We start from the raw sequence: 279 nt of genomic DNA, 5'->3' as shown, positions 1-279 counted from the left end.
TACAGCTCCCCGTGGCATTTCGGTGTTAGTTCCGTCCTTCATCGCCTCTTGGTGCCAAGGCATCCACTGTGTGCCCTTTCTTCCTTAACCTTATTTTCTATGACTTCTTTTATCTACTTTTCAAAGACTTTATTTGATTCTAGAGAGATTAGAGTCTCTCAAAACTGAATATGATGAACAAAGGAGTTTTTGCTTATTTGTAGTAAGCCTTTCTCCTTAGAAAGGAGGTGATCCATCCCCACGTTCCCGTAGGGATACCTTGTTACGACTTAACCCCAA

Annotated in this window: 2 rRNA genes; both read right to left on the bottom strand. The window is 41.9% G+C overall.

The features are described 5' to 3' along the window. A 23S ribosomal RNA gene (locus JV173_RS07010) occupies positions 1 to 90 on the bottom strand; the annotation flags it as partial. 130 nt (positions 91 to 220) lie between these two features. Further along, positions 221 to 279 (bottom strand): 16S ribosomal RNA (locus JV173_RS07005); the annotation flags it as partial.

The sequence above is a fragment of the Acholeplasma equirhinis genome, from assembly GCF_017052655.1.
GTDB classification, from domain to species: domain Bacteria; phylum Bacillota_I; class Bacilli_A; order Acholeplasmatales; family Acholeplasmataceae; genus Acholeplasma; species Acholeplasma equirhinis.
Note: the sequence above shows the minus strand (reverse complement) of the source record. Positions and strands in the feature narration are given on the sequence as shown.